Source organism: Hyphomonas sp. BRH_c22 (assembly GCF_000961795.1).
Lineage (GTDB): Bacteria > Pseudomonadota > Alphaproteobacteria > Caulobacterales > Hyphomonadaceae > Hyphomonas.
In genome coordinates this window covers 56203-81468 of the sequence record NZ_LADU01000122.1, presented here as the reverse complement: position 1 = coordinate 81468, position 25266 = coordinate 56203, and the positions used below count along the sequence as shown (strand labels likewise).

33 protein-coding genes and 1 tRNA gene are annotated in these 25266 nt (G+C 59.9%); 15 read left to right on the top strand and 19 right to left on the bottom strand.

All coding sequences use genetic code 11. From position 1 onward, the window contains the following. Positions 1–73: 73 nt before the first annotated feature. From VR74_RS17695 to tyrS, 3 genes are read right to left on the bottom strand one after another with little or no spacing between them, the layout of a single operon-like run. Positions 74–253, bottom strand: coding sequence for a hypothetical protein (locus tag VR74_RS17695; protein WP_299951134.1), 180 nt, complete (start codon positions 251–253; stop codon positions 74–76). A gap of 10 nt (positions 254–263) precedes the next feature. Then, entirely contained in the window at positions 264–557 is a 294-nt protein-coding gene (locus VR74_RS17690) for a hypothetical protein (protein WP_045699008.1), read from the bottom strand. 48 nt (positions 558–605) lie between these two features. Then, positions 606–1859, bottom strand: a complete 1254-nt coding sequence (gene tyrS / locus VR74_RS17685) for a tyrosine--tRNA ligase (protein WP_045699007.1) — start codon at positions 1857–1859, stop codon at positions 606–608. A gap of 49 nt (positions 1860–1908) precedes the next feature. Here tyrS and VR74_RS17680 point away from each other — a divergent pair, with 49 nt between their 5' ends. Further along, on the top strand, positions 1909–3039 hold the full coding sequence (locus VR74_RS17680) for an anhydro-N-acetylmuramic acid kinase (RefSeq protein WP_299951131.1): 1131 nt from the start codon (positions 1909–1911) through the stop codon (positions 3037–3039). On the opposite strand, the gene VR74_RS17675 is transcribed toward VR74_RS17680, so the two are convergent. Further along, positions 3036–3713 (bottom strand): alpha/beta hydrolase, encoded by a 678-nt coding sequence (locus VR74_RS17675; protein WP_045699006.1) that lies wholly within the window; start codon positions 3711–3713, stop codon positions 3036–3038. The genes VR74_RS17680 and VR74_RS17675 overlap by 4 nt on opposite strands. 113 nt (positions 3714–3826) lie before the next feature. Between VR74_RS17675 and VR74_RS17670 the strand changes: the two genes are divergently transcribed. Genes VR74_RS17670 through VR74_RS17635 form a run of 8 tightly spaced genes read left to right on the top strand, consistent with a single transcriptional unit; the run spans position 3827 to position 11022 of the window. Then, complete coding sequence (locus tag VR74_RS17670; RefSeq protein ID WP_045699075.1) at positions 3827–4972, top strand: cysteine desulfurase family protein; 1146 nt, start codon at positions 3827–3829, stop codon at positions 4970–4972. Next, positions 4972–6534 (top strand): Fe-S cluster assembly protein SufB, encoded by a 1563-nt coding sequence (gene sufB, locus VR74_RS17665; RefSeq protein WP_045699003.1) that lies wholly within the window; start codon positions 4972–4974, stop codon positions 6532–6534. The genes VR74_RS17670 and sufB overlap by 1 nt, the downstream gene beginning before the upstream one ends. A gap of 52 nt (positions 6535–6586) precedes the next feature. Next, positions 6587–6955 carry a hypothetical protein gene (locus VR74_RS17660; protein ID WP_045699001.1) on the top strand — a complete coding sequence of 123 codons (369 nt, stop codon included), beginning with the start codon at positions 6587–6589 and terminating at the stop codon, positions 6953–6955. Positions 6956–7013: 58 nt separating this feature from the next. Next, entirely contained in the window at positions 7014–7775 is a 762-nt protein-coding gene (gene sufC, locus VR74_RS17655; protein ID WP_045699000.1) for a Fe-S cluster assembly ATPase SufC, read from the top strand. Next, positions 7772–8998, top strand: a complete 1227-nt coding sequence (locus tag VR74_RS17650) for a SufD family Fe-S cluster assembly protein (RefSeq protein WP_045698998.1) — start codon at positions 7772–7774, stop codon at positions 8996–8998. The genes sufC and VR74_RS17650 overlap by 4 nt, the downstream gene beginning before the upstream one ends. Continuing rightward, positions 8995–10218 (top strand): cysteine desulfurase, encoded by a 1224-nt coding sequence (locus tag VR74_RS17645; RefSeq protein WP_045698996.1) that lies wholly within the window; start codon positions 8995–8997, stop codon positions 10216–10218. Before VR74_RS17650 ends, VR74_RS17645 begins: the two co-directional genes overlap by 4 nt. A 10-nt stretch (positions 10219–10228) precedes the next feature. Further along, positions 10229–10618, top strand: a complete 390-nt coding sequence (locus VR74_RS17640; RefSeq protein ID WP_045698994.1) for an SUF system Fe-S cluster assembly protein — start codon at positions 10229–10231, stop codon at positions 10616–10618. Positions 10619–10653: 35 nt separating this feature from the next. After that, entirely contained in the window at positions 10654–11022 is a 369-nt protein-coding gene (locus VR74_RS17635) for an iron-sulfur cluster assembly accessory protein (RefSeq protein WP_045698992.1), read from the top strand. A 55-nt stretch (positions 11023–11077) separates the two neighbouring features. Here the strand turns inward: VR74_RS17635 and VR74_RS17630 are convergent, their stop codons facing one another. From VR74_RS17630 to VR74_RS17620, 3 genes are all read right to left on the bottom strand, one after another. Then, positions 11078–11599: a hypothetical protein gene (locus VR74_RS17630; protein ID WP_299951129.1), complete on the bottom strand. Its 522-nt coding sequence runs from the start codon at positions 11597–11599 to the stop codon at positions 11078–11080. A gap of 99 nt (positions 11600–11698) precedes the next feature. Then, positions 11699–12505, bottom strand: coding sequence for a 1-acyl-sn-glycerol-3-phosphate acyltransferase (locus VR74_RS17625; protein ID WP_045698989.1), 807 nt, complete (start codon positions 12503–12505; stop codon positions 11699–11701). Between the two features lie 39 nt (positions 12506–12544). Continuing rightward, entirely contained in the window at positions 12545–13153 is a 609-nt protein-coding gene (locus tag VR74_RS17620) for a TetR/AcrR family transcriptional regulator (RefSeq protein ID WP_045698988.1), read from the bottom strand. Between the two features lie 151 nt (positions 13154–13304). Between VR74_RS17620 and VR74_RS17615 the strand changes: the two genes are divergently transcribed. Beyond that, positions 13305–13835, top strand: coding sequence for a hypothetical protein (locus tag VR74_RS17615; protein ID WP_299951126.1), 531 nt, complete (start codon positions 13305–13307; stop codon positions 13833–13835). Positions 13836–13845: 10 nt separating this feature from the next. On the opposite strand, the gene purS is transcribed toward VR74_RS17615, so the two are convergent. Together purS and purC are read right to left on the bottom strand one after the other, a co-directional pair. After that, entirely contained in the window at positions 13846–14091 is a 246-nt protein-coding gene (gene purS / locus VR74_RS17610; protein ID WP_045698986.1) for a phosphoribosylformylglycinamidine synthase subunit PurS, read from the bottom strand. A gap of 85 nt (positions 14092–14176) precedes the next feature. After that, complete coding sequence (gene purC, locus VR74_RS17605; RefSeq protein ID WP_045698984.1) at positions 14177–14950, bottom strand: phosphoribosylaminoimidazolesuccinocarboxamide synthase; 774 nt, start codon at positions 14948–14950, stop codon at positions 14177–14179. Positions 14951–15122: 172 nt separating this feature from the next. On the opposite strand from purC, the gene VR74_RS17600 reads away from it, so the two are divergent. Further along, complete coding sequence (locus VR74_RS17600; protein ID WP_045698983.1) at positions 15123–15452, top strand: DUF1476 domain-containing protein; 330 nt, start codon at positions 15123–15125, stop codon at positions 15450–15452. Here the strand turns inward: VR74_RS17600 and VR74_RS17595 are convergent. The 4 genes from VR74_RS17595 to VR74_RS17580 form a co-directional block, all read right to left on the bottom strand. Further along, the gene (locus tag VR74_RS17595) at positions 15449–15940 is read right to left on the bottom strand and encodes a thioredoxin domain-containing protein (RefSeq protein ID WP_299951123.1); all 492 of its coding nucleotides are present in this window, start codon (positions 15938–15940) and stop codon (positions 15449–15451) included. The genes VR74_RS17600 and VR74_RS17595 overlap by 4 nt on opposite strands. A gap of 61 nt (positions 15941–16001) precedes the next feature. Continuing rightward, a complete protein-coding gene (locus VR74_RS17590; RefSeq protein ID WP_299951121.1) occupies positions 16002–16802 on the bottom strand; it encodes a family 16 glycosylhydrolase in 801 nt (266 codons plus the stop codon). Positions 16803–17132: 330 nt separating this feature from the next. Continuing rightward, on the bottom strand, positions 17133–17759 hold the full coding sequence (locus VR74_RS17585) for a 5-formyltetrahydrofolate cyclo-ligase (RefSeq protein ID WP_299951118.1): 627 nt from the start codon (positions 17757–17759) through the stop codon (positions 17133–17135). Between the two features lie 257 nt (positions 17760–18016). Continuing rightward, a complete protein-coding gene (locus VR74_RS17580) occupies positions 18017–19084 on the bottom strand; it encodes an esterase-like activity of phytase family protein (protein ID WP_299951115.1) in 1068 nt (355 codons plus the stop codon). 141 nt (positions 19085–19225) lie between these two features. Here VR74_RS17580 and VR74_RS17575 point away from each other — a divergent pair, with 141 nt between their 5' ends. Together VR74_RS17575 and VR74_RS17570 are read left to right on the top strand one after the other, a co-directional pair. After that, on the top strand, positions 19226–19690 hold the full coding sequence (locus VR74_RS17575; RefSeq protein ID WP_045698977.1) for a helix-turn-helix domain-containing protein: 465 nt from the start codon (positions 19226–19228) through the stop codon (positions 19688–19690). Positions 19691–19893: 203 nt separating this feature from the next. Then, positions 19894–19968 (top strand) — tRNA-Gly (locus VR74_RS17570). Between the two features lie 76 nt (positions 19969–20044). Here the strand turns inward: VR74_RS17570 and VR74_RS17565 are convergent. Next, positions 20045–21100 carry a hypothetical protein gene (locus tag VR74_RS17565; RefSeq protein ID WP_045698975.1) on the bottom strand — a complete coding sequence of 352 codons (1056 nt, stop codon included), beginning with the start codon at positions 21098–21100 and terminating at the stop codon, positions 20045–20047. Positions 21101–21227: 127 nt separating this feature from the next. On the opposite strand from VR74_RS17565, the gene VR74_RS17560 reads away from it, so the two are divergent. Beyond that, positions 21228–21878, top strand: coding sequence for a hypothetical protein (locus VR74_RS17560; protein ID WP_299951113.1), 651 nt, complete (start codon positions 21228–21230; stop codon positions 21876–21878). Here the strand turns inward: VR74_RS17560 and VR74_RS21285 are convergent. Further along, positions 21802–22050 (bottom strand): hypothetical protein, encoded by a 249-nt coding sequence (locus VR74_RS21285; protein ID WP_299951110.1) that lies wholly within the window; start codon positions 22048–22050, stop codon positions 21802–21804. The two genes, VR74_RS17560 and VR74_RS21285, sit on opposite strands and share 77 nt — an antisense overlap. Positions 22051–22235: 185 nt before the next feature. Here VR74_RS21285 and VR74_RS21280 point away from each other — a divergent pair, with 185 nt between their 5' ends. Then, positions 22236–22373: a hypothetical protein gene (locus VR74_RS21280; RefSeq protein ID WP_299951107.1), complete on the top strand. Its 138-nt coding sequence runs from the start codon at positions 22236–22238 to the stop codon at positions 22371–22373. A 36-nt stretch (positions 22374–22409) separates the two neighbouring features. On the opposite strand, the gene VR74_RS17555 is transcribed toward VR74_RS21280, so the two are convergent. From VR74_RS17555 to VR74_RS17540, 4 genes are read right to left on the bottom strand one after another with little or no spacing between them, the layout of a single operon-like run. After that, positions 22410–22727 (bottom strand): hypothetical protein, encoded by a 318-nt coding sequence (locus tag VR74_RS17555; protein WP_045698971.1) that lies wholly within the window; start codon positions 22725–22727, stop codon positions 22410–22412. Beyond that, positions 22724–23440 carry a hypothetical protein gene (locus VR74_RS17550; protein WP_045698970.1) on the bottom strand — a complete coding sequence of 239 codons (717 nt, stop codon included), beginning with the start codon at positions 23438–23440 and terminating at the stop codon, positions 22724–22726. The genes VR74_RS17555 and VR74_RS17550 overlap by 4 nt, the downstream gene beginning before the upstream one ends. Before the next feature lie 13 nt (positions 23441–23453). After that, on the bottom strand, positions 23454–24836 hold the full coding sequence (locus tag VR74_RS17545; RefSeq protein WP_045698969.1) for a terminase family protein: 1383 nt from the start codon (positions 24834–24836) through the stop codon (positions 23454–23456). Further along, positions 24808–25254 carry a hypothetical protein gene (locus VR74_RS17540; RefSeq protein ID WP_045698967.1) on the bottom strand — a complete coding sequence of 149 codons (447 nt, stop codon included), beginning with the start codon at positions 25252–25254 and terminating at the stop codon, positions 24808–24810. Before VR74_RS17540 ends, VR74_RS17545 begins: the two co-directional genes overlap by 29 nt. Positions 25255–25266: the final 12 nt, after the last annotated feature.

Genomic DNA, 25266 nt, shown 5'->3' with positions numbered 1-25266 from the left:
ATGGTTATCTGTGACCGCTAAATTTGCATGAAATCAACTTCATGTCCAAGTAGAGATGCCCCGGATAATCCGATCAGCGCGGGTCAGGCGAGATTTTTTCCTGCAGATCAACTATTTTGCCGGGCACTGGAGAACGACCTTGCCCAGACGACCCTGCCGAAATTTCAGCCCGGCTTTCAAAGCGAAGGTGGCCCTTGCCGCCGTCCGTGGTGAAAAGGATCTCACCGACCTTGCCCAGCAGCTTTATGTTCATCCGAACCAGATCAAACAGCAACGGGAGGAGGCAAAGAGAACGATCCAATGATCGTTTTCCCGATGCCCCGCGTCTGGAAGGAGCGGTCTGAGTGTTCGGCCAAGCGGAGAAGCAGCAGGCTCCCGGCATTGATCTGAGAGAGCTCCATACCAAGACCGGCCACCGGGCACTGGAGAATGAGACACAAGATCCTTTGATGACGAATAAAGCGTGAGAATTTCTCGTCCGTCAGCAGACCCGGATCGCAAATACCTTGCGCGCTCAACTTGGCGAGTCCGGTAACGTCGTCCCCAAAGGTATTCATGATGTCGAGCGCCTGATTTTGGCTATCGGCAGACCGGATCTGCCAGCCCTAGACCGCGACCTTGATCAAGGCATGACGCTTCTTTCCGGCCGAGAGTTTGATGGCGCCATCAATCAGGTCTGTCGTACCGAGAACGCCATTCTGGTCGCTGACTGTCACGTCGTTCACCTTTGCGGCACCTTGCTTGATCAGGCGGCGGGCTTCGCCGTTAGACGCGGCAAGTCCAGCGGCCGAAAAGGCTGCAGCAACCAGGATGCCGATGCCGAGGTCGGCTTGAGAGACTTCCACAGTCGGCAATGCGTCAGCAGACGCGCCTTCTCCAAAAACCGCCGCCGCGGCGGCGGCCGCTTCTGCGGCCGCCTCAGGGCCATGCAAGAGGGTGGTTGCAGCATTTGCCAGCGCCACTTTCGCGTCATTGATCCTGGCCCCTTCAAGCTGATCCAGCGACGTGATCGTCTCGAGGTCGAGATCAGTGAACAGGCGAAGGAAACGACCGACATCGGCGTCTTCCGTGTTGCGCCAGAATTGCCAGTATTCGTAGGGACTCTTCTTGTCGGCGTTTAGCCATACAGCGCCATCGGCGGTCTTGCCCATCTTGCCGCCCGAAGCCGTTGTGATCAGCGGTGACGTCAGGCCATAGGCTTCGCCTCCCGCGACGCGTCGCGTAAGCTCGACGCCATTGATAATATTGCCCCACTGGTCGGAGCCGCCAAGCTGCAACCTGACTCCGTATCGCCTGTAGAGTTCTAGAAAATCGTAGGCCTGGAGGAGCATGTAGTTGAATTCGAGGAAGGTGTAAGGCTGCTCATTGCGCAGGCGCCGGTCGACTGTTTCCTGTTTGATCATTGTGTTGATCGTGAAGTGAACACCGTAGTCGCGCAGGAATTCGACATATCCGATCTTCGAAAGCCAGTCGTCATTGTTGACCATAATCGCGTCAGCTGGACCGTCACCGAATGTGAGGAATGGCTCGAACGCCTTCTTGATGCCCTCCATGTTGGACGCAATCTGCGCGTCCGTGAGCAGTGGACGGGATTTTTCCTTGTCAGTTGGATCGCCGACCTTGGTCGTGCCGCCGCCCATCAATACGACTGGCTTGCCGCCGCATTTCTGAAAATGGCGCAGCATCATTATCTGGAGGAGTGATCCGACGTGCAGGCTGTCTGCCGTTGCGTCGAAGCCGATATAGGCGACAGGCGTTCCTGAGGCGCAATACGCATCCAGCTCGGCGGGGTGTGTTATCTGTTTGATGTATCCCCGTGAATCGAGTGTTTTCAGGAAATCCGACTTGAATTCGGTCATGGTCTCGTGTCTCCGTAAGCGCAGGCGCGTAACACGGAATGAGGGACTCTTGAACCATCCAATTCACGATCAGGGACCGCAATGGGTGGCGGGCTTCATGTCTGGAACGTCACTGGATGCGACAGATGCGGCGCTTGTTCTGACAGACGGGGAGCGGGTTCTGGAGTTCGGGCCGGTCGCAGAGCGCAAATATTCGGCCAAAGAGCGGCAAATACTACAGGATGCGACAGATGCGGCGCGCGCCTGGAACTGGGTCGGACCTGCGCCGGAGACGGCATTCAAGGCGGCGCGCAGGGTGGTGACACACACGCATGCAGAGGCGTGGCAAATGCTGCGGGAAGGTGGGGGTAAGGGCGTGGTCGCGGCGCTGGCGGGCGTGCACGGCCAGACGGTTCTACATCGCAGGCCCCAACCCGGTCGACCGGGCGCCACGCTCCAGCTGATCGACCCTGTCGCAATGCAGGCAGCGCTCGGCATTCCACTCGCATACGATTTTCGCTCAGCCGACGTGGCTGCGGGCGGGCAGGGAGCGCCTCTCGCGCCTGTCTATCATGGTGCGCTGCTGGAGCGCGCAGGTGACGGCGCGAGCGCGGTGCTGAACCTGGGCGGTGTGGCGAACATAACGGCCCGCATGGCGGACGGGACATTGTTCGCATTCGATACCGGACCTGCGAACGGTCCTATCGATGAGTGGGTCGAGGGGCACGCAAGGGGGACGCATGATGTCAACGGCGCATTCGCGGCCGCTGGCCGAGTCCATGAGGGGCTCTTGGCGCAGCTGCTGGACCATGACTGGTTCGCAGAACTGCCTCCCAAGTCGCTGGACCGGTATGATTTCAATGCCAGCATGGCGCGTGGCCTGTCATTCGAGGACGGGGCTGCAACGCTGACGGCCTTTTCGGCGCGCGCAGTTGCCGCCGGCGTGGCCCAGTTGCCTGAGACGCCTGAGCGCGTGATTGTGTGCGGTGGCGGGCGTCACAATCCGTCGATGATGGCGGCGTTGCGTGAGGCGCTGCCATGCGCGGTACTTGGCGCGGAACAGGCCGGTTGGCGGGGCGATTCGATTGAGGCGGAGGCGTTCGCCTTCCTGGCTGCACGAACCGTGCGCGGCCTGCCATTAAGCTGGCCGGCGACAACCGGCGTTCCGGCCGCCATGCCCGGCGGCCGGATGCTCGGCTAGTCTTTTTCGGCTTCGATACGCAGTTTCTCTTCTGCATCTTCCAGGCGCTTGAGCAGGTAGTCTTCGCAAAGGCCGATCAGCTCGTCGCGCTTGTCGACATAGAAGTGATTGGCTCCCTTAACGCGGGCGCGCTCGATAACTTCGCCCTTCTGGACGCGCACTTTTGTGAGGGCGCGCTCAATGTCTTCGGGGCTGGCGATCGAGTCAGTGTCACCGGCAACGATCAGGCCAGACGCCGGGCAGGGCGCCAGGAATGACAGGTCGTAGTGGTTGGCGGGCGGCGAAATGGCGAGGAAGCCATCAATCTCAGGACGCCGCATCAGGAGCTGAAGCGTGATCCAGGCGCCAAAGCTGTAGCCCGCGCACCAGACGTATCGGGGGCTTTCGCTGAGGTTCTCGATATAGTCGAGTACGTAGGCGGCATCTTCGAGTTCACCGATGCCCTGGTCGTAGGTTCCCTGGCTGCGGCCCACGCCGCGCGAATTATAACGTAATACGCCGAAACCATGCTTCTCGAACATCTGAAAGAGCATGATCGAGATCGGATCCTGCATCGTGCCACCCGCCTTGGGGTGGGGATGGAGGACCAGTGCAATCGGGGCGCCCGGATATGGCGGCTCTGTATAGCGCGCCTCGATACGGCCCTGTGGACCCGGAATGATCAGTTCTGCCATGACGTCCTCTGCGTGAATGCGCTCGTAAGCGGGCGGTCATAAGCCAGATGGACCGGGAAATGCAAATTTTTCTGCAGGTGCACACGCGGCGCCTAACGGGTATACTTGTCTTCATGATTTATGCTGACCACAATGCGACGGCCCCGCTTCGCCCTGAAGCGCGTGAGGCCATGCTGGCGGCCCTGGACATGGGGGCAACCAATCCGTCGTCCGTGCATGCCAAGGGCCGCGCGGCGCGCGCGGTGATTGAAGGCGCGCGGGTGCAAGTGGGCGGTGCCATAGGCAGCCGCGCCGCGGACATCATCTTCACAAGCGGTGGCACGGAAGCTGACGCCCTGGCCGTGCAAGGGGCTGTCGACGCACTGGATGGCCGATGCACGCTGATCGTGTCGGCAATTGAGCATGAGGCCATTGCGAAATCGGCGGGGCATTCGGGTGCTCTGGTGCAGACGGCCTATGTCACCGAAGCCGGGACACTGGATCTCGACGATTTGCGGAGCCGGATGACGAATTGGGACGTGGACGGGCTGGGCACACCTGTCCTGTGCGTGATGCTGGCGAATAACGAGACCGGCATCATCCAGCCAGTGGCCGAGGCTGCCGCCATCATGCGTGACGCGGGTGGTTTGACGATTTGCGACGCTGTGCAGGCACTTGGCAAGATTCCGGTGAATGTCGCCATGCTCGGCGTCGATTACCTGTCGGTTTCGGCGCACAAGGTGGGTGGGCCACAAGGTGTCGGCGCGCTATGGCACCGGGCTGGCGCGCCACTGAAGGCGATTCTTCATGGTGGCGGGCAGGAACGGTCCCTGCGATCGGGCACGGAAAACGTGGCCGGGATTGCCGGGTTCGGCGCGGCTGTCGAGGCTGCGGTCCGTGACCTGCCCGAATATGCCGCCCTGGCCCAGTATCGTGACGCCATGGAAGCGCGCCTGAAAGCCGAAGGCGGTGTGGTGGTGATCGGCGCGGGCAGCGAACGCCTGGCCGGCACATCGAACTTCGCGCGACCGGGTTTCAAGGCTGAAACCCAGGTTATGGCGCTCGATCTGGCCGGCGTATGCGTGTCTGCAGGTTCCGCTTGCTCTTCGGGCAAGGTCAGGCGATCTGTCGTGCTTATGGCCATGGGCGCATCTGACGCCCTTGCAGAATCCGCAATACGCACCAGCTTTGGGTGGAACACCGTGCCTGCTGACTTTGACGGCGTGGCAGATGCATGGCTGGAAGCAGCACGACGTACGGTTTTGAAGGAGAATGTGTGATGGACTGCTGCGGCGGGACCACAGAACACGACGAAGACTGCGGTGAGGTCAAGGTCAAGGACAGTATCGACGCCAAGACGGTCGAGGCTGCAAAGGCGCTTGAATCGGAGAATTATTCCGCTGGATTCGCAACTGATATCGAAACGGATTTCGCGCCAAAGGGCCTGTCGGAAGATACCATTCGCTATATTTCTGCGGCCAAGAACGAGCCCGAATGGCTGCTCGAATGGCGCCTGAAGGCTTATGAACGCTGGTTGACCATGGAAGAGCCGAGCTGGGCGATGGTCCGCTATCCCAGGATCGACTACCAGGCCTATTATTATTACGCGGCGCCGAAGGCCGGGGCGAAATATGCCTCGATTGACGATGTACCGAAGGAAATCCTCGAGACCTACGAGAAGCTGGGCATCCCGTTGCGCGAGGCTGAGGTGCTGCTGGGCGTCGAAGGGGCGGTCGAGACGGCGGCCGAGGCGCGGGAGAAGCCGCGCGTGGCGGTGGACGCCGTGTTCGATTCGGTGTCTGTGGCGACCACGTTCCGCAAGGAGCTTCAGAAAGCTGGCGTCATCTTCATGTCGATCTCGGAGGCCGTGCACGCCTATCCTGAGCTGGTTAAGAAATATCTCGGCACCGTGGTGCCACAATCAGACAATTTCTTTGCGACGCTCAATAGCGCGGTGTTTTCGGATGGCACCTTTGTCTATGTGCCGAAGGGTGTGCGCTGCCCGATGGAGCTGTCGACCTATTTCCGGATGAATGCCGAGAATACGGGGCAGTTCGAGCGGACGCTGATTATCGCCGACGAGGCAGCCTATGTGTCGTATCTGGAAGGGTGTACCGCGCCGATGCGCGACGAAAACCAGCTGCATGCTGCTGTGGTCGAGCTGGTTGCCCTGGACGATGCCGAAATCAAGTATTCGACGGTGCAGAACTGGTGGCCGGGCGATGAGGACGGCAAGGGCGGCATTTTCAATTTCGTGACCAAGCGTGGCGATTGCCGCGGTGTGCGATCCAAGATTTCCTGGACGCAGGTGGAAACGGGCTCGGCCGTGACGTGGAAATACCCATCCTGCATCCTGCGCGGCGATGACAGCGTCGGTGAGTTCTATTCGATTGCCGTCACCAATGGCCGCCAGCAGGCCGACACGGGGACCAAGATGATCCACCTGGGCAAGCGCACGAAGAGCCGGATCATCTCCAAGGGCATTTCGGCGGGCAAGTCTGACAATACCTATCGCGGGCTTGTTTCCGTAAACCGCAAGGCCGTGAACGCGCGCAACTTCACCCAGTGCGATTCGCTGCTGATTGGCGAGCGCTGCGGCGCTCACACGATACCCTATGTCGAGAACCGCTGCGCCAGCGCGCAGCTGGAGCATGAGGCGACGACGACCAAGCTGTCGGAAGACCAGCTGTTCTATGCCCGTCAGCGCGGGATTGCCGAGGAAGATGCGGTGGCCCTGCTGGTGAACGGTTTTGTCCGCGATGTGCTGCAGCACCTGCCTATGGAATTCGCCGTTGAGGCGCAAAGCCTGCTCAAAGTGAGTCTGGAAGGCAGTGTGGGCTAAGGATTCGGCACTTTTCAGAGCTATGCCTGAATGTTACACCTCAGGTGGAAAAATGGTGGATTTCTGCATGAGGTGGGCGGTTGGCCTGATCTTGTTGTCGTTGATCGCACTAGGTGCTTGCGCCAGTGGTCACGCCGTTCCGGACAAAGCGGCGTTCAGCGCGGAGCAGCTTGTTTTTTCCCGCAATGGTTACGAATTTGCGGCGAGAATCGATGGAACAGTGCTGCGGGTGCGTGTCCCGTGTTGCCAGACATATGACGCAGATGACGCATTCAGGCTGAACATGCTGCAGGCTGTTGAGGAGCGTTTTGGCTGTCGGCCAGCCGAATACACCTTCACGGAAGGCTGGCACGGACTCTGGCAGCTTGAAGTTCCGATCAAATGCGATGATGACGCAATGCTGTTGCTGGCGCTGAACTGAGCGGGTTTCTCTGTCGCAGGGGCTTTCCCTTGGGGGTCGGGCGGCTTACATGCCCCCTATGTTGAAGATTACAGACCTGAGCGCCACGGTTGGCGAAGCGGCGGAAGCCAAGACCATCCTGAATGGCCTGACACTGGACGTGCCTGCGGGCGAGGTCCATGCGATCATGGGGCCGAACGGGGCTGGCAAGTCGACCCTGTCATATGTGCTGACTGGCCGGAGCGGCTATGAGGTGACGGGCGGGAGCGCGACGCTCAATGGCGACGACGTTCTGGCCATGGATCCGGAGACACGCGCCGCAAAGGGCATGTTCCTGTCATTCCAGTATCCGGTGGAGATTCCCGGTGTGCCTGTGATGACCTTCGTGCGCACGGCCATGAACGCCCAGCGCAAGGTGCGTGGCGAGGCCGAGATATCTGCGCCGGACTTCATCAAGAAATCACGCGACGTCGCCAGGATGCTGAACCTTGATGCCGAGATGCTGAAGCGTCCTGTGAATGTCGGCTTTTCGGGCGGTGAGAAGAAGCGGCTTGAAATCTATCAGATGATGATGCTGGAGCCGAAATTCCTGATCCTCGACGAGACCGACAGCGGCCTCGATATCGATGCGCTTAAGACGGTGGCCGATGGCGTGAACGCAATGCGCGCCCCTTCGCGCGGCATGCTTGTGATCACGCACTACCAACGCCTGCTTGACTATATCAAGCCGGACAAGGTGCACGTGCTGGCCAAGGGCCGGATCATCAAGACAGGCGGTCCGGAACTGGCGCTGCGCCTTGAGCAGGAGGGGTATGACGGGGTGCTGGGAGAGGCGGCGTGACGATCGCCCTGCGCGACCTGATCAAGAATCCGACAGCAGCCGAACTGGAGCTGGTTGCACGCTATGGCATGCAGCCGGAGGATGCGCGGCGTGAGCGTGCGTTCCAGGCATTTACCGAGACGGGCCTGCCGCACAGGCGGATGGAGGCCTGGAGGTGGAGCGACTTCAAGTCGGCGCTGAAGGCGCTTGAAACACCAGGGACTGCGTCATCAGCAGACCCGCTGCCGCATGAAGGCGCGCTCGTGTTCAGGTTCACGCCAACCGGTTTCGAGCAGCCAGATGCACTGCCCGATGGTATCCACGTGCTTGCCCAACCGACTGCGCAAGCCCTGGGCGGCGCAGAGGACGTGCCGCTGGGCGCGCTGGCGGCTGCCCTGTCCGGCGGCGGATCGCGGCCTGCGTCGCTGACTTTTGAAATCACATCGCGTGACCTTCCCCGGATCCATTTCGTTTTCGAAGGGGCGGGCGAAGCAAGCTTTGCACGGATCATTTTTGTCATTCGCAGCGGCGCGGCCATCAATGTGACCGAAAGCTATCTGGGCGGGGCCGGTTTGACGTCCGCGCTGCTGGAGTTCGGTCTTGAGGCAGGCGCGCAGCTGAACCGGACGATCTATCAGCGCGGCGGCTCGGATGAATCGCTAGCCGTGACCAGTGTTCTCAAGCTGGAAGCCGGAAGTGAAATGACCCAGACGACGCTGGCATTCGGCGCGAAAGTGGCCCGGCTGGAAACACGTGCCGTGCATCAAGGCACTGGCGCCAGGCTGTCGCTCAATGCGGCCTATCTCTCGGGCAAAGGGTTTCACACGGATATAACGACGAATGTGCGCCATGGTGCTCCCGCCTGCGTCACACGGCAACTGACCAAAGGCGCCGTTCTGGACGGTGGGAAAGGCGTGTTTCAGGGGAAGTTCTATGTTCCGCGCAAATCCGGTCAGCAAACCGACGCGGACATGCAGCACCAGGCCTTGTTGCTGGAGGATGGGGCCGAAGTCTTCGCCAAGCCGGAGCTTGAGATTTACGCTGATGATGTCGAGTGCGCGCACGGCAATACATGTGGCGCGCTGGATGATGCGCAACTGTTCTACCTGCGCCAGCGTGGCATTCCGGAAAGGCAGGCGCGCGGCATGCTTACCGAGGCCTTTATCGCCGAGGCATTGGACACAGCGGATGAATCTGTCCGCGACGTGTTGCTCGCTGAAGCACAGGCGTGGCTGTCATCATGAGCCGTGCATTCGATGTTGTAGCCATCCGCAAGGAATTTCCAATCCTGTCACGACAGGTGAATGGCAAGCCTCTGGTCTACCTTGATAATGCCGCGAGCGCGCAGAAGCCGGATGCGGTGATCGATGCCATCGCCAACCAGTGCCGGACATCCTATGCAAACGTGCACCGCGGCATTCATACGCTGTCAAACGAAACGACCGAAGCCTATGAAGCCGGGCGCGAAGCGGCGCGCGATTTCCTGAATGCGCAAAGTGTGGCGAATATCATCTTCACCAAGGGCGCTACCGAGGGGATCAATCTGGTTGCATCATCGCTGGCTGGAACCATCCACGCGGGCGAGGAGATTGTTCTGTCGGTGATGGAGCATCATTCCAACATCGTGCCGTGGCACTTCCTTCGCGAGCGCCATGGCGCTGTGCTGCGCTGGGTTGGCCTGAACGATGATGGCTCGCTCGACATGGACGCCATGCGCGCTGCGATCGGGCCGAAAACGCGCATGGTTGCCATCAGCCATATGAGTAACGTGCTGGGGACCGTGAATGATGTGGCCGAAGTGGGGCGGCTCGCGCATGCTGCAGGTGCGCGCGTTCTGGTCGATGGATGTCAGGCCGCTGTGCATCTGAGCGTCGATGTGCAGGCGCTTGGCTGCGACTGGTATGTCTTTTCGGGGCACAAACTTTACGGCCCGACCGGCATCGGCATCCTGTGCGGCACGGATGAAGCCCTTGCGGAGGCCCGCCCCTATCAGGGCGGCGGCGAAATGATCGAGACGGTCAGCATGGACCGGATCACGTATAATGAGGCGCCGCACAAGTTTGAAGCCGGCACGCCGCCAATTCTGGAGGCAATCGGGCTTGGCGCGGCGATTCGATGGTTCCAGCAGTTTGAACCGTCTGATGTCCACGCACACGAGCAGAAATTGTATGAGCGCGCGCGAGAGAGCCTGCGGGGCATCAATGGCCTGACGGTTCACGGAGAGGCGCCGGGCAAGGGATCCGTTCTGGCGTTCAGCCTTCAGGGCACTCATCCACACGATCTGGCACAGATCCTGGACCGGTATGGTGTAGCCATCCGGGCAGGACACCATTGCGCCCAGCCATTGATGACCCATCTGGGAGTCTCTGCGACGGCGCGCGCAAGCTTTGGAATCTACAATACCGAAGCCGAAGTGGACATATTCATTGATGCGCTGGAAAAAGCGCGCGGAATGCTGGTATAGATGGTCAGACATGGCAGATGATATGACTTCTCGCGACCTGATCGACGTCCCTGCGCCAGCAGGCGAGACGCCTTCCGCAATCGCGCAAGACGAGCTGAACCGTATCACGGACGCTCTCATTGCTGCTTTCAAGACGGTTTATGACCCGGAAATCCCGGTCGACATCTATGAATTGGGTCTGATCTACAAGGTTGATATTGATGATGACCGCAAGGTGGACGTGGATATGACGCTAACGGCGCCGGGCTGCCCCGTGGCGGGCGACATGCCCGGATGGGTCGAGACGGCCGCGCGAACCGTCGATGGTGTTACGGATGTCGAGGTGCGCCTTACATTCGATCCGCCATGGGATCCGTCGCGCATGTCAGACGAAGCGCGCCTGGCGCTCAACATGCTTTGATTGAATAGCAGCCTTTGAGACCCTATGTGTTGAACATGGCCAGACGACCCCGCCCCAAACCCGTTACCCTGACCGACGACGCGGCGACGCGCGTTCAGGAAATCATGCAGGAACGCGGCGCTGGTTTCCTGCGCGTCGGCGTCAAGAATGGCGGCTGTGCAGGCATGGAATATGTCATGGATTACGCCATGGCGCCTGAGCCGCTGGATGAAGTAGTCGAGGAAGACGGCGTCACCATCCTGATTGATGCCAAAGCGGTTCTGTTCCTTCTGGGCAGCCAGATAGATTATGAAGTCACGCCGCTCCACGAGAAGTTCGTATTCCGCAACCCGAACCAGACGGATGCCTGCGGGTGCGGTGAGAGTGTGACGATTGTGCCGGCGACAGCGGACCAAGACGGCTGAAAAGGCGCGCATCACGCAGCCTTTCACAGCCTATTTGGGCGCCAGTGCTCTGAAGTCAGGATTCGTCCGGTTCCGACCGGCTTTTCTGGCAAGTGTCCGCAAAAGCCTGGAACACATCATTTGGTGGCGGAAAACGTGCGTCGACATCATCACCGTGCTTTACGTCCATCTTGAATGGTTCGCCCAGAACCGTCGCATTGAATACTTTCGCAGCCACCATGTGTGAATTGGCCTGGACTACATTTATTGCGGGAATCCACGTAACCTTTGCATCCTGAGGTGATTGGTCGCCCACGCTGACCATGGCTTTTTCACTACGTTTGTATGGTGCGTTCATTTTCAACAAGTCTGGGAAAGAGCCTGGCTGCGTGGAAATAATTGCTGTCAGGCGACTATCACCATTGCAGGCAAGCACGGCGCCCAGAGCCGTAGCATCATCAGTGTAAATTACGCGCGGCGCAGTTGGGTCCTGGTTGGCCCAGGCTTTCCACTCGTTTCCGAAGGCAGGGAGTACGGCCGTGGCCGCCAGAGTGATGGCAATGGCGCTGATACGCGCAAACTGACGTTTCGTCTTCATTTTGGTCATCCCGATTTGGCCCCCGGGACGTCCTGAGCCCTTATTGAATATCAATAAATGCATCGTGCGTAAAGACTTGATTCTGGCTGTTGCCGGATTTCAGGCCTTGGAGAAGGCGGCCGGATCGTCGGACGTCGGCCTGGATTGCGATCCGTTCACTGGATCCGGGATCAATGTGGCGCGGAAAGGCTGTGCACCACGCGCTTCGGCAACAAGGGTGGCCGTGCGGGACTCCACGGCGTCCGTCAGGCGGGCCATGAACTCGTCCTTGGGAAGGCCGGGCGGGATGGGTTCCAGAAACGCGATGATGGCCCGGCCAGGCGTCTTGCGCGTTTCCTGTTGTTTCCAGAAGAGCCCGATATTGGTGGCGACCGGCACCACGGGCACGCCCATCGCTTCGGCCATATGCCAGACGCCGGGCTTGTATCGAAAGTGATAGTCGACGGGGGCGAGGTGGCCTTCGGGGTAGATCAGGACCCGGCGGCCTTCCTTGCGTGCTGTCTCCATGCCCTCGCGCAGTGATTCGGCCTTGCGATCGCCGCCGCCGCAGGTGTCGATAACGATGGCGCCGAGCTTGCGGAGGATACCGCCGACAAGAGGAAATTTCTCGAGATGGTCACCTGTCACGAAGGCAAGGTTCTTTATTTCCGGATAGATCATGTAGCCGTCACCCCAGCTCTGGTGCTTGGCGGCGACGACAAACGCGCCATCGGGAAGATTTTCGCGGCCGCGGACCTCTTTGCTGATACCGCCGATGAAGCGCAGGTTGAGGTTCATTGCGCGCGTGTAGCTGCGAATGATGATGCTGACCGGCCCGCGCCCTGGCAGCACCAGGAAGGGCAGGGAGGCCAGTACATATATGACTGACAGCAGGTAGTAGGTGACCGTGAAGAGGATGCCGCGCATGAGTGTGAGCTTTCTTGAAGTCGAGGCCAGGTATCGCATTCAGCCTGAATGAAGAACGGCAATGATTGCCTTGGTGAAGGCATCGGCATGTTGTGACAGGGGGCCGGGCAGGCGATTGTAGATCTTGTTCTGCCCGGCCTGCATGATCACGCCCAGCGCCATAGCCGCCATAACGGCCGGGTCGCCTTTCGGGATGATGCCGTCCTGCATCAGGCCCGCAATGACGCGTTCCGTGATCGATACCGGGTCATCCTCCCGGCGCTTGTCATAGGGCAGGTATCGGTTCAGCGAGACAAGGTGGAAAGAAAACAGGAGGAAGTCTTCGTCGGCTAGCTGGCAATAGGCGGTCACTGCAGCCCCGACTTTTTGCTCAAGTGAGCCCTCACCAGCGAGGGCTTCCATCATCATCGTTCCGAGCCGGTTATGGGTTTCCATGAAGAGCGCCAGCGCCAGCTCGTCCTTGCCCTTGTAGTGACGATAAAGGGCACCCTCCGAGACGCCAGCTTGTTCCGCGATTTCGCGTGTTGTGGCCGCGTCCACGCCCTCGTGGATGAACAGCTTCAGCGCTGCACGCTCTATCTTCGGCCGCGCATTGCGCGCACGAGGTTTCCTGGCGGATTCATGTGCGGGGATTGCAGATCTAGCCATTTATTGTCTTCCTTGGTTCAGCGGCGGTTTAGCATGGGAAGACTCACTGCGCAAGTGAATAATCGCTCACTAATACACGGACTGGCCTGTGTCATTTGACAATGGCCAGTCTTGGAGGATGCTGCCTTTTAGACGAAAGAAGGAGAATAGCATGTATCGCGCAATCATCTCGAGCGTGATGTTTGGAATGACCGCAAGCGCAATGGCGCAGACATCGACCGCTCAAACGCCACCTCCGTCTTGCTCAAGCGCGGCTCACCATGCGTTCGACTTCTGGCTCGGCGCATGGGAGGTGACGGACATCTCGGGCAATGTCGCGGGTGATAATGTCATTGCGGCGGAGGAGGGCGGATGCCTGCTTGTGGAGCGTTGGACATCTGCTTCAGGCGGAACCGGCCAGAGCTACAATTTCCTCGACCCGGCAAATGGGAAGTGGAGACAGATCTGGGTCAGCAAGGGGGCCGTGATCGACTATTCAGGCGGACTCACAGACACGGGGTCGATGAAGCTTGAAGGTGAAATCGCGTATCAGGTCAGCGGACAGACGGCGCCGTTCACCGGCGAATGGACTCTGAACAGTGATGGGTCCGTGACTCAGCATTTCGAGCAATACAATGCTGATACGAATTCGTGGGATGACTGGTTTACCGGCGTCTACGTCCGGAAGGCGCCGACTGAATAGTGCACGTGCCCTAGGCTGCGAATTCGACCCGGTAGCTCTCGATGACAGTATTGGCGAGCAGCTTCTCGCACATTTCCTTTACGCGCGCTTCGGCAGCTTCGGACGTGAGAGCATCATCAATGTCGAGTTCGATGACCTTGCCGATGCGGGCAGCTTCCACTTCCTTGTAGCCCATCCTTGCGAGCGTATCAGCGACCGCCTTTCCCTGAGGATCGAGGACGCCTGATTTGAGTGCAACGTGGACAATGGCTTTCATCGGGCTGTGGGCTCCTGAAGTGTAAGTCGGGCCCGCTTTAGCCCAGTTTGGTTGCCAATGGAACGTGCCGTGACACTCGTTTTGCTTACTTGCCGCCGGTGAAACTCACGACATTGTCCGTTTCGCCGGATTCCTTGATAATGCCCAGACGGCGGGCGACTTCGGCATAGGCTTCCGTTACGCCCCCAAGGTCGCGGCGGAAACGATCCTTGTCGAGTTTCTCGCCAGTTTCAAAGTCCCACAAACGGCAGCTGTCCGGGCTGATTTCGTCTGCGAGCAGGATTCGAGGTATGTCGCTGTCGCCTTCGAAATACCGACCGAATTCGAGTTTGAAGTCCACGAGGCGGATACCGACTGCGGCGAACAGGCCGGACATGAAGTCGTTGACGCGGAGCGCGAGTGAAATGAGGTCATCATATTCCTGCGGGCCGGCCCAGCCGAATGCCGCAATGTGCTCTTCGGTCACGAGCGGATCACCCAGCGCGTCATCCTTGAAGTAGAATTCAACCATCGGGCGCGGCAGGACCTGGCCTTCTTCAATGCCCAGGCGTTTGGAAAGGGTTCCGGCGGCAATATTGCGAACCACGACCTCAAGGGGAATGATCTCGACCTTCTTGATCAGCTGTTCGCGCATGTTGAGGCGGCGGATGAAGTGAGTCGGAATGCCGACAGCGCCCAGGCGAGTCATCATGAATTCGCTGATTCGGTTGTTCAGCACGCCCTTACCGTCGAGTACGGCTTTCTTCTGAGCGTTGAACGCTGTCGCGTCGTCCTTGAAATACTGGATCAGGGTACCCGGTTCGGGACCTTCATAGAGGATCTTGGCCTTGCCCTCATATACGACGCGCTTTTTCGACATGCGACGAGCCCTTTCATGGGTGATAGCGGGTAAAAGGCGGGTCGGAATCGCCAGCGTCCCCATTCGCTCGCGACTGTTACGCCAAGTCGCGCCGATAAACAATTATTGCGCACACCTGTTGTGACACCCTATATGGCAGAAAATCCTGAGTTTCTTGCTGAAAGGCCCTCCGATGAGCACATTTAATGATCGTGAACGCGCACAAGAGGCCAAGTACGCCCTTGACCAAGAGACGCAGTTCAAGGTGCAGAACCGCCGGAACAAGCTTCTTGGTCTCTGGGCTGCAGACCTGATGGGCATGACGGGTGACGATGCTGAGGCCTACGCCAAGACTGTTGTCCTTTCGGACCTGGAAGAAGTCGGCGAAGAAGACGTGTTCCGCAAGATCCGGTCCGACTTCGATACAGCCGGGGTTGATCGCACTGACGCGCGTATTCGTGAGCAAATGGCCGAACTCACGCCCGTGGCTCGCGAGCAGGTCCTGAAAGACATAAAAGGCTAGTCAGCTTTTGAACTGGACCCGGTGTTCATGGGCGCCGGGCAGTCAGTGCCATTCGGTCGCCGGCGTCCCGGCCTGACTTTGCTCGCCAGAACCAGGCTTTCCTGAATGCGATCCTCAATCTCGCGCTGGCTCAGCGCGCGCGTGAGGCACGTGAGGGGTTCGCCATTGTCGGCAGCGATGATCACGACGATACCGGCATGGCCGCCATACCAGTTCCAGAGATAAGCAGCGCCATGCGACGCTGCGACGGCCTGCAGCCGGGCTATGATGGCCTCGCGTTCTTGATCGTTTGAGCGGTCGAGGTCGGTCATGTCGATCTTGACGAGAACAACGCCTTGAACGCTGAAACCCTCAACAGCATCTTCAATACGCGGATCCAGTACACGGCACAGAGGGCACCACTTGGCCGAAAAGTTCACGACTTTAACCACGGGCTCAGCGGTTGCACCAAAGCCCAAGCTGGTAAATGCCAGGAGTATTGGCAGCAATCGGAGTATCATAGCGACAGACTAGCGCGCACGCGTCCAGGCTGGCCAGTCTCTTTGCCTGCTATTGAGACAGCTGGGCTGTTTGCGCGTATGCGCTGCGGTGGCGCTTGGGCAGGAACAAATCGCTGCAGGCGCGCGATTCTTCGCCAATCGGCGAAAATGAAACGCATGAATAGTGAGCAGCTGCGCCGGATTCAAAGGTCGGCTTGCCGTGCCAGCCCGCCATGCCCGGTTTGCCGGTCCATGCGTTGAAATAGATGTTCCCCGGCGTTTTTGGAAGAAAAGCGTCGCCTTCGACCGTCTTGTAATAGGGCTCGCCATCGACGAACCAGGTGATGCCCTCGGCCGTCCATTCGAATGCATAGAGATGGTCCTCTTCGGCCGCATCGAAGGGCAGGTCAAAGGTTGCGGAGGCGCCAGTGCGTCCATTCCGGAAATAATTGAAGTGGATGCGAGTCGTGTCGAGGCCGAGGAATTCGATGTCGATTTCGTCATGCGGGTTGCCGTCATAGGCGCCGGTATAGGTGAAAAAGGACGAGACAAGCCCGGAGCCCCTGGCTGGCCGCATGACAACTTCATAGCGGCCGTAGCCATAGGTTTTCAGCGTCTTCATCTCACCGCCTGTATAGGGGCCGGAGCGCGAGGCTTGCCGGCGGACCGACAAATCGGCGCCTTCGGCGGACTGGCCGATATTTTCGTGCGCCCAGTCACCGCCATAGGCGTCAGTCGGATTCGAATAGTTGGCGCGGTAGAAAAAGGCGTCGTTCAGCGTGTCGCCAAGCAGTGTGATGAAGCCCGGCGCGGATGGGAGCTTGGCGTGTGCCCTGGACGGGGCAGGGAGGGTGATTACACGGGGGGGCATGGTATCGGGGGCCTGGACTTCGAGCTCGGGTTCGGGTGCAACGTCCGCGACCTCAATTTCGGGAAGCGTTGCGGTCGCGGGTATTTCGACCGTAGCGACCGCTGTCTCTACTGGTTGAGGCTGATCGATACTGCTTATGGTAAAGATGCCAAAACCGCACACTACGAAAAGGCAGGACAGAATGAATGCATCATAGCTTGCAGTGTCGCGCCTAGTGCTTGGTAATGTATCAGTATTTTTCAATTTTATGCCGCGCTCAAGAGGTTAATCAAACCCTACGAAAGCAAGAATTGCGCCAAGCGGTATGATTAACAAGCCTTGTGGCGCACGTCAGGCCGCACCGGAGCCGCCCGGCGTGTTGGTGTTGAGCGCCTTCATGTTGCGCATCATGAAGAGCGGTACCGAACCGACTGGCGTGACAGCCCAGTCCAGTGGCTGGTCATGATCGAGAGCGGGAACCGAGTCGATCTGCTGGGCGGCATAGGCAAGGGCGCAGGCGAAGGTGCGGCCTGCATCGCGCAGGCTGGCGATAGCGCGGTCATAATGGCCTTTGCCATATCCGAGCCGGTTGCCCATTGCGTCGAAGGCGAGAAGGGGCGTCAGGATCAGCGTGGGGGATGTTTCAGGGGCATCAAGCCCCGGCTCGGACAATCCGAACGGCCGGCGTTCCAGCGGTTCGCCGAGCGACCACATCCGCCAGGTCATGCGACCGTCATCCTCGACCCGCGGCAAGCACAATTCAGCGCCCGCGCGGCTGAGGCGCTGCATCAGCGGGGTGGGGTCAATCTCCTCGTTGATCGGCACATAGCCAGCCACAACGGGGCCATATCGCTCCAGAAGTTTCATGGGAAAGAGTTCCGCAAGCTTTACGGCGGCATCGGGATCGCGCGCCGCCGCTTCGGCCCGCAGGGTGCGCATGCGGTGGCGGAGCTGTGTCTTGTCGGGAGCCTGGGACATGCTTGAGAGCCTTAACGCGCGATCTGACCGGCGTCACGCCCCAATAATAGCGCACAAGAACCGCAGACGTCGCTGGGCATATTCACTCCCGTCAACCTAGAGACTAGGTGGGCGCCGGGTGAGCCCGGACCAGGGTCCGAACCAGAATGCCAGCTCCCTGACGATGAGTAAGGTCGCCGGAGATCAGTCCCATTGCGGGCGCCGCAGCCCTTGTGCAACGTCAGATGTAAGCTCATCTGCAAAGATTGTAAGTGAGATTATTCCGTGCGGGTGTCGATGTCGAAAGCGAAGAGTAGCGTTTGCTGACGGTCGGAGAAATTATTATCGGAAATCAGCCAGATGCGCATCGTGTCCGCGTCGAGAATTTCGGCTGCGATACCTTCAAAATTATCAACCGTCATCGGGCGCTTGAGTTTGATTTCGATATCCGACCTTGTCCAGGTGATGATATTGCGATTTCCACGAATCGGATCGTAACTGCGGTACAGGGTCACCGACACCGGCTCGCCGGTGGCATCCGTGGTTTCGTCGAAGCCTACCAGCGAGTAGCCTTTCGGGTTCGGCGCCATGTCTCCTGTCAGGACACCTTTGCCGGTAGCGAGTACCGCGCCCAAGGGTGACGCACCGCCCCCGAAGCTCTCCAGTCCGAACTCGATCGTGCCGGCAGGCTGGAGCGAAAGGGCTTCAGCGCCGTGATTGTCGTCGATCGGTTTGCCGGCCACATCGAAGGGCAGGCCAGCGACAGGCGCGGCCCTGGCATTCGCGCCGCAATTGGCGAGGTCGAATGCCTCAATCCGGTGATCGCGCTCGAAACTCACGAGCGCCAGCCCGTCGCGAAATGCCAGGCCTTCGGCATCACCGGCCGACTTTCCCGACAATTGCGTGCCGTCCGCCCCGAGCATGTAGGCCAGGTTGCCCGTCCCGTCAGGATAACCATCGGACAGCCCGATCCAGACGAATGCGCCGAAATCCGAGACCGTCAGCAGGTTACCATCGGGCAGCGTTTCAATGCCGGACAGTCCGCCAAAATTGACGTTGCCGGATGTCAGGCGCCATCCACCCGCGAACACGACGGAGTCAGGTAAGGGAGGGGTTGCGTCAGCGTCATTCAGGTTGATAGGAACGGCTGCAATCGCGATAGCAGTCGGTTCAACAGCTGGTGTGCCGGCCGGGCAGGAATGACCCCGAAGGGATTGGACCGCCGTGTCAAAGCTCCATAAAGCGGTCTCGCTGGCGGGCTCGCGGACGGGCACATCGACCGGGTCCGGTGCGGCGCAGGATGCCAGTCCCATCAGAAGCGCGACGGCGAAGGCCAGTTTTTTCATGCGAAGCCCTGTCCTGAGTGCGCCGGTATTGGCCTGCTTTTCCCATTGGATAGCGGCATTTGCAAGACAGTTCGCGGGAAAATCGAGCATTGGTCACGGGGCCTCTGGATTTCGAAAGCGAACCCATACATGAGAGTCGGAATGACCCAGATTCCTCTCGCCCGTCGGTCTCCGATTCCACCGGAAACCTGTAACCTCGCCAGCGCCATCGAGTTGATTGGCGACAGGTGGACGTTGCTGATCCTGCGGGCGGCTTTGTATGGCGTGCGCCGGTTCGATGATTTCCAGGCAGAGCTCAAATGCCCGCGTACAGTTTTGTCGGGTCGATTGAAGTCGCTGGTTGATTCCGGGCTGCTGGTGAAGCGGCCTTACAAGGCGCCAGGAAAGCGGGCCCGGCCGGAATACCTGCTCTCTGCCATGGGATTGTCGCTGCGTCCAATCCTGATCGGCCTGACGCAGTGGGGCGATGCCTGGCTGGCAGGAGGTGAAACGCCACCCATCAGTTTCACCAAGGCGGGAACGAAAAGCGCGATTCGCGCAGCCTTTGTCGATGCCGACGGACGGGAAGTGCGACCGGACCAGATTCGCACGGTCATCCGAGGCTGAATGCGGCCGAAATCGCGGCGTCTGGTTCGATAGGGCCGTCCGCTGAAACGGTTCGATTGCCTGCGTTGCCGGAGGATCCGTGCATGAGGGTTCAAAGCTAGACAAATTGTGCAGCAGGGTGGAACTAAGCGCTTGCAAACGCCCGCATGATGCGCTTTATCACGCCTTCTCGGCGGGGTTGCTGCCGAGCTAAAATTCAGGATGCGGGCGTAGCTCAGTGGTAGAGCACAACCTTGCCAAGGTTGGGGTCGAGAGTTCGAATCTCTTCGCCCGCTCCAGAAAACCCTAAAAAATACAGACACTTACCGGGTTTTCTGGGGCTCCGCTTTTGGTCCGAGTAACTTCGGAGTAACTTCAGGCGACAGATTTCGGAACTGGTGCGGCAAACACCCTCGTGTCAATCGGGCGGCGCTTTTGTGTGCTCATGGTCCGGAACCACCAAACATGCTTGTCGTTTTCGGCGCGGCATTGAATGGGGCAGTCGCGTAGGCGCAGCCAACGTTGGATGTTTTCCAGATTGCCGGGCTGGAAGAAAAGGCGGAACTGGGCCAGTCCGTCACGGGCTTGGTTCACCGCTTCCGTTGCTCGCAGCACAGCAGAGTGAAGCTGAGGCAGCTTGCCAGTTTCTTGGGTCGCAAGTACGCCTTGTAGTACCGCTTCCTCGGTGTCGCCGAACCCTTCTAAGAATTGCATGTTTGAACGCAGAACGCTGTCAAACGCAAACTCGCTGCGCACGGCAGTCTCACCGACTATCCGAGCAAAGTTCTCAGTTACTTCGCGGGGCACCGAGACGCCGTTGCCGAGTTGCACTTCTTGAAGCTGCTTGACCTGAAGCCAGCCGCCATTGTCCACGATGGCGGACCGCATTGTCTTCCTGAAGGTCGGATGGCGTTTAATTTCCCGATGGGCGGGAGCGTAGGATTCCGCGACTTCAAGCAAGCTCTGGGCGCGTAGTACAATCGCCGGAATGCGCCCGGCGTTTTCAAAGAAGTACTCTTGAGCTCGCCGCTCCGCCGTTTCTCGGTCAAAGACCTTCTTCGCATCAGAAAATTGGCCCTCATAGTGAGCCATCGCGCAGTCATGCCCGACGAAGTATATCCAGCCTTTGTCACAGAGGATTGCGTAGCCGTTGTTCTTAAACTTCGGTGAGGGGCCGCAAAGATTGCACGGCAGGAAGCAGTCAGTCGGGCTGTCAGGGTCAGTGGAAAGCCTCAGTCGCAAGCCGGGCGTAATGGTCACATCCTTGTGGATGATTACGAACCCTCGGTCTTCGGGTGGCTTGGCATTATGCGCCACCCCTGGAAAGTCCTCCGGGTATTCACTGCGCTTGAGGTGTTCTGCGAATCCCTGTCTGACTTGCTCCGGAGAGACTTTATGGTGTGGGCCCGGCTGGTTGATGTCTGTCGGCAACGAGGTGTCTCCGAGATTTCATGATCTGTTAAGATACTCCCATCGCGGGAACAAATCAAGATCATGTGTGTCATTTCCCCAAATGCACTAGATGTAGGCCGGGGCGTCCGAGTAACCGGCCGTAAAGATGAAGCCGAGCATAGTTGCTGGCATGAGCAAATGCTGCCTCCACTGCCCGAACAAGGAGCAGGTCCATAACGGGGCCTGCTATATGTCGCCCACCTGCACAGTAGGGCTCGCAGCGGAGGCCACAGAGGCGTTGCGGCGAGCCCGGCAGGAGGCAAGCCGCCTGCTCGTGGCGGCGGCGTTGGAACGGCGCTTCGACGGCGAAGCACTGGCCGATCTAGCCCAGCGGGTGAGCGACTTCTCGGACGACGAAGCCCGCTACTATGAGCCACACATCTGGGCGGGCTTCGGGATGACGCTGACGGAGTTCTCCGAGCGGCTGACCGCCACGGCCTGCTCCGCTTCGCAAAAGCGCGTTGCGAAGCGCGCCAACTGGCGCGTCGATTGGTGGGCTCCATGCGTCGCGCCGCTGTACAACTGGTGGCGTGCGCAAGGTTGGCAGACGACCGTCAGCATCGCGGACTCCAAGCCCGAGGACGACGAAGACTCGGAGGGAGCGAACAGTCCATTCGCGGAGTTCCTCATCCGGGAATTGAAGCTGCTCGGCGCGGACGATCTGGCCACGCCCAATGGCGTCAAAAAGCTGCACCGCGCGGTGCGAACGGGATCACATTCCCGGCCCGAAGTGTGGTACGGACTGCCTCAAGAATAAACCGGGCTTGGGCGTCGGGATCGGTCGCGGACGTTTGCCCGATGATCGCCGCGAAATACTTGGCCGCTTCCAAGTAGTTCATCGCGCCGCCCGCGTCGGCAACCGCATCGGCGGACATATACAGAATTTCCTCAGCCGTGACGCAGTAGTCTTCGTTTCGAAAGTTGGTCATTTGGTTCTCCTTTCTGATCAACGCAGAACGGATGACATAGGCGCGCGATAGGCTCAGGGTGCGATACTTCGGAAAATCTGAAAGTATCGCGCCCTGAGGGAAATTCCTGAGTGTGGTTTGGTTAGGTTGTCGCCGCAGGGTGAGCCGACAGCGACAACCTAACCTGCCATAAGAGGAGACCCCTAATGGTAACTGATCAACGCGACAAAGCGATTCAGTATCTACTCGACCTCATCGAAGAACTCCGGGTCGCCGCAGACATGTGCGGCGTCTTTCTGGAGATCGAAGATGGCATCGTCGATATCTACTATCGTCGTGACTAACTGATCAGGCCCGGCGTTGGCGCGCCGGGCCTTTTCTTATGCGCTGCCGATGGTGCGGGCGAGGGTGAGTGCGGCGGCGGTGGCGAGCTGGGTCTGGCGGTGACTGGAAGGGGCGGCGTAGTCCGCCGAGAACACTTCGGCCCGACTGCCGGGCTCGCGTCCGATCACATAGCCCAGGAGAGCTAGGACAGCGGCGCGCGGGGCGCGGTAGTGGTCTGCGAACTCTTCTATGCGGCGAGGGTCGAACCGGACGCCGAGCACCGTCTGGGCGGTAAGCGCGGCGCGAGCGGCGGCGAGCGTCTCCGGCGATTGGGCGTCCAGCGCGCCGTCGATAAATTCTTCGTCCGTCATCATGTGTTTAGAGCCCTCAGAGCGTCGGGCTCTTTAGCCTCTACTTCCCATGCGACCACTTTGCTGCCGAGCCCAGTGACGATGTGATCTGCCGCAGCGGCGATGCGCTGGCCGGCAGCGATAGCCTCGTCCATCAGGGCAGACTGCTCTGGTGCGTGAGCCTTCGTGGCGCTCTTGCGGACGAGGGCGAGCTGGTCGGGCTTAAGCCCAGTGAGGAAGGCCGGGGCGGAGAGAAGGGCAGACGAGACGCGGGGATCGGACTCGGCGGCTTTGACAACCTCCATGATCCCCTTGTCGCGCAGGTGCGTGCGGATTTCGGCGGCGAGCGCCGCGTCCACGCGCGGTGCGACGCGCTCTTCGATCTGGGAGGCATAGTGGGCGATCTGTGTGTCAATCGTCGCCTGTGTCGTCCGTAGCTTCGCAGCGAGGCCATCGTACGCGCGCCGGGCAGCGGGAGCGAGCTTGTCCATCGAGCTATCCTTGGCGGCCTCGGAAATCGTGGCCCAAGTGACGGAAAGCTCCGAGAGGGTGGCGATGGCGTTGCGGGCGGCAGGACCGTCGCCCCGGACGGAGCCCGGCATGAAGTCGAGCGTGAGCGGCTTAACGGCGCGCAGCTGCTGCTGGCGCACAATCTTGGCATCGGGATAGGGTTGCTTGGCGCGGGTCCGGCCCATCAGGGTCTGGTCCAGCGGCGAGAGGTGGGAAGTGTTGGTCATTGTTTTAGGTCTCCTAAGAAAGTCCGGTCACGGACGATACAAGTGTACGCCTAATCCTGTGCTGGGCTATGGCATATTGGGCGGAATCAAGAGGGTGGTCTGGGCAGCCCGGCGTATCGGCAACGTCATCGGGATCGCGCTCGTCCCGGACGGAGTTCGAGATGGCGTGGATAAGGAACTGGCAGTTGTCGCTGATGTAGAGATGTGGCCGGTGCGGGTTACTTTCGGCAGCGGCCTGTAACATGCTCGCCATCAGCGCGTGTCGCTCGGCGCGGCGTCCCTTGCGGGGGAGGGTAAGCGACCAGAACTTGCCCGTCTTGCGGATTTCCTCGATCACATCGTCGCCGCTAAGCCCCCGTGCGTTGTCTACGACGCCCGAAGGTTTGTGTACGCCCCAATTGGCACACATGCTGGCAGCCCTCTCGCCCAGACGGGAAGGGGGCCACTCGGACGACTTGTTAAGATTTTCGTCGATGCCGGGCGTGCCAATCAGGTCCGTGACTTCGTCTAGGATTAGGACGCTGTCGCGGGGGATGGTCCGCCCGAACAGGTGGAGGTCTCTCTTCGCACGCAAAGCGAGGTGCGCCACGCTCGGGGAGGACAGGCCCCAGTCGATGCCCACCACCGGAGCCCAGACGTCGCCGTTTATGCTGTGCGGTGCGACGGAGATGACGTGCTTCTCGGTAGAGAATTGGGGCCACATGAGGCCTTCGCCACGGGTCCAATCGCCGAACAACCATTGGGACAGACGCACCGCGTCGCCGTGGCACGCTTCGCGCAGGCGGGTGATGTAGTCCTCTAGGTCGATAAAGGGGTTGTCCGCTGGGCCAGAGTTTATGGTCGCCCAGTGCTCGCCATCGACCGTGTATGGTACGTGGCTGCGGCGGTCTTTTACGTGGCGGTCGAAGATGCGCCCATGCAGCGGACCACCGGGGTTGCCCAAGTAGACGACGCGCGTCGGGACACCGGGGGCGGCGCGCAGGTTAGAGCGTAAGAGGCGCAGGACGCGCTCGCTGGGATACTGGGTGACTTCCTCGACGATTATTAGATGAAAAGATTTTCCCTGAAGCTTGTCGTAATCGGCGGCGCGTTCGATTGCGGCGAGCGTTACCTTGCCGCCGTTCCAGCGGAGGATCTTCTCGGCGCGGTTGTAGGAGTGGGTGCCGCCCGAGACGAGCCCAATGAGGCGGAGAAGCTCCTCCTCAAAGTCGGACAGGGCGCGAAGGGTGCGGCGGACAACCAGTACGCTGGCATCTTCGCCGTATTCCTGTAGGTCGCGCGCGATTAGAGCGACAGCGGCAGTGGACTTGCCGCCGCCCCGCGCGCCGAGAAGGGCGAGGTTTAGTTCGCGGGGCGTCTGTAGGACGCTAGCCTGAAACGGCGACAGGCGATCCATCGGCGATCCTCCGCATGTAGGTGTCCATGTCCTGCGCGGACGGGAGGGAAATCGTTTGTGTGCGGTTGTCCTGATTGATCGTGATGTGGGTAGGCACCTTGGTGCCCTCGTAGCCGCGCCGGGTCTTAAGCAGGAATATCATTGCGGTTACGGCGGCTTTGCTGTCGCTCATCGAAAGTGTCATCAGCCGGTCGACCAGCACGTCCTCCATGCGGGAGTAGCCGCGCTCGATAGCTTCCTCGACTTCGGGCTGGCGCTTCTTAATCTCGGTTAGCGTGCTGCGGTCCATGCGCAGCGTCTTTGCCATGCTGGTCTGCGACATGCCCTTGGCGGCCATCTCTTCCAGCAGGGCGAGGCCCTTCTTACCGATGGCGCGGTTCCGGCCTCCGGCGTTGTGTACGATGACGTCGTCGGTCATCAAGCCCCGGCG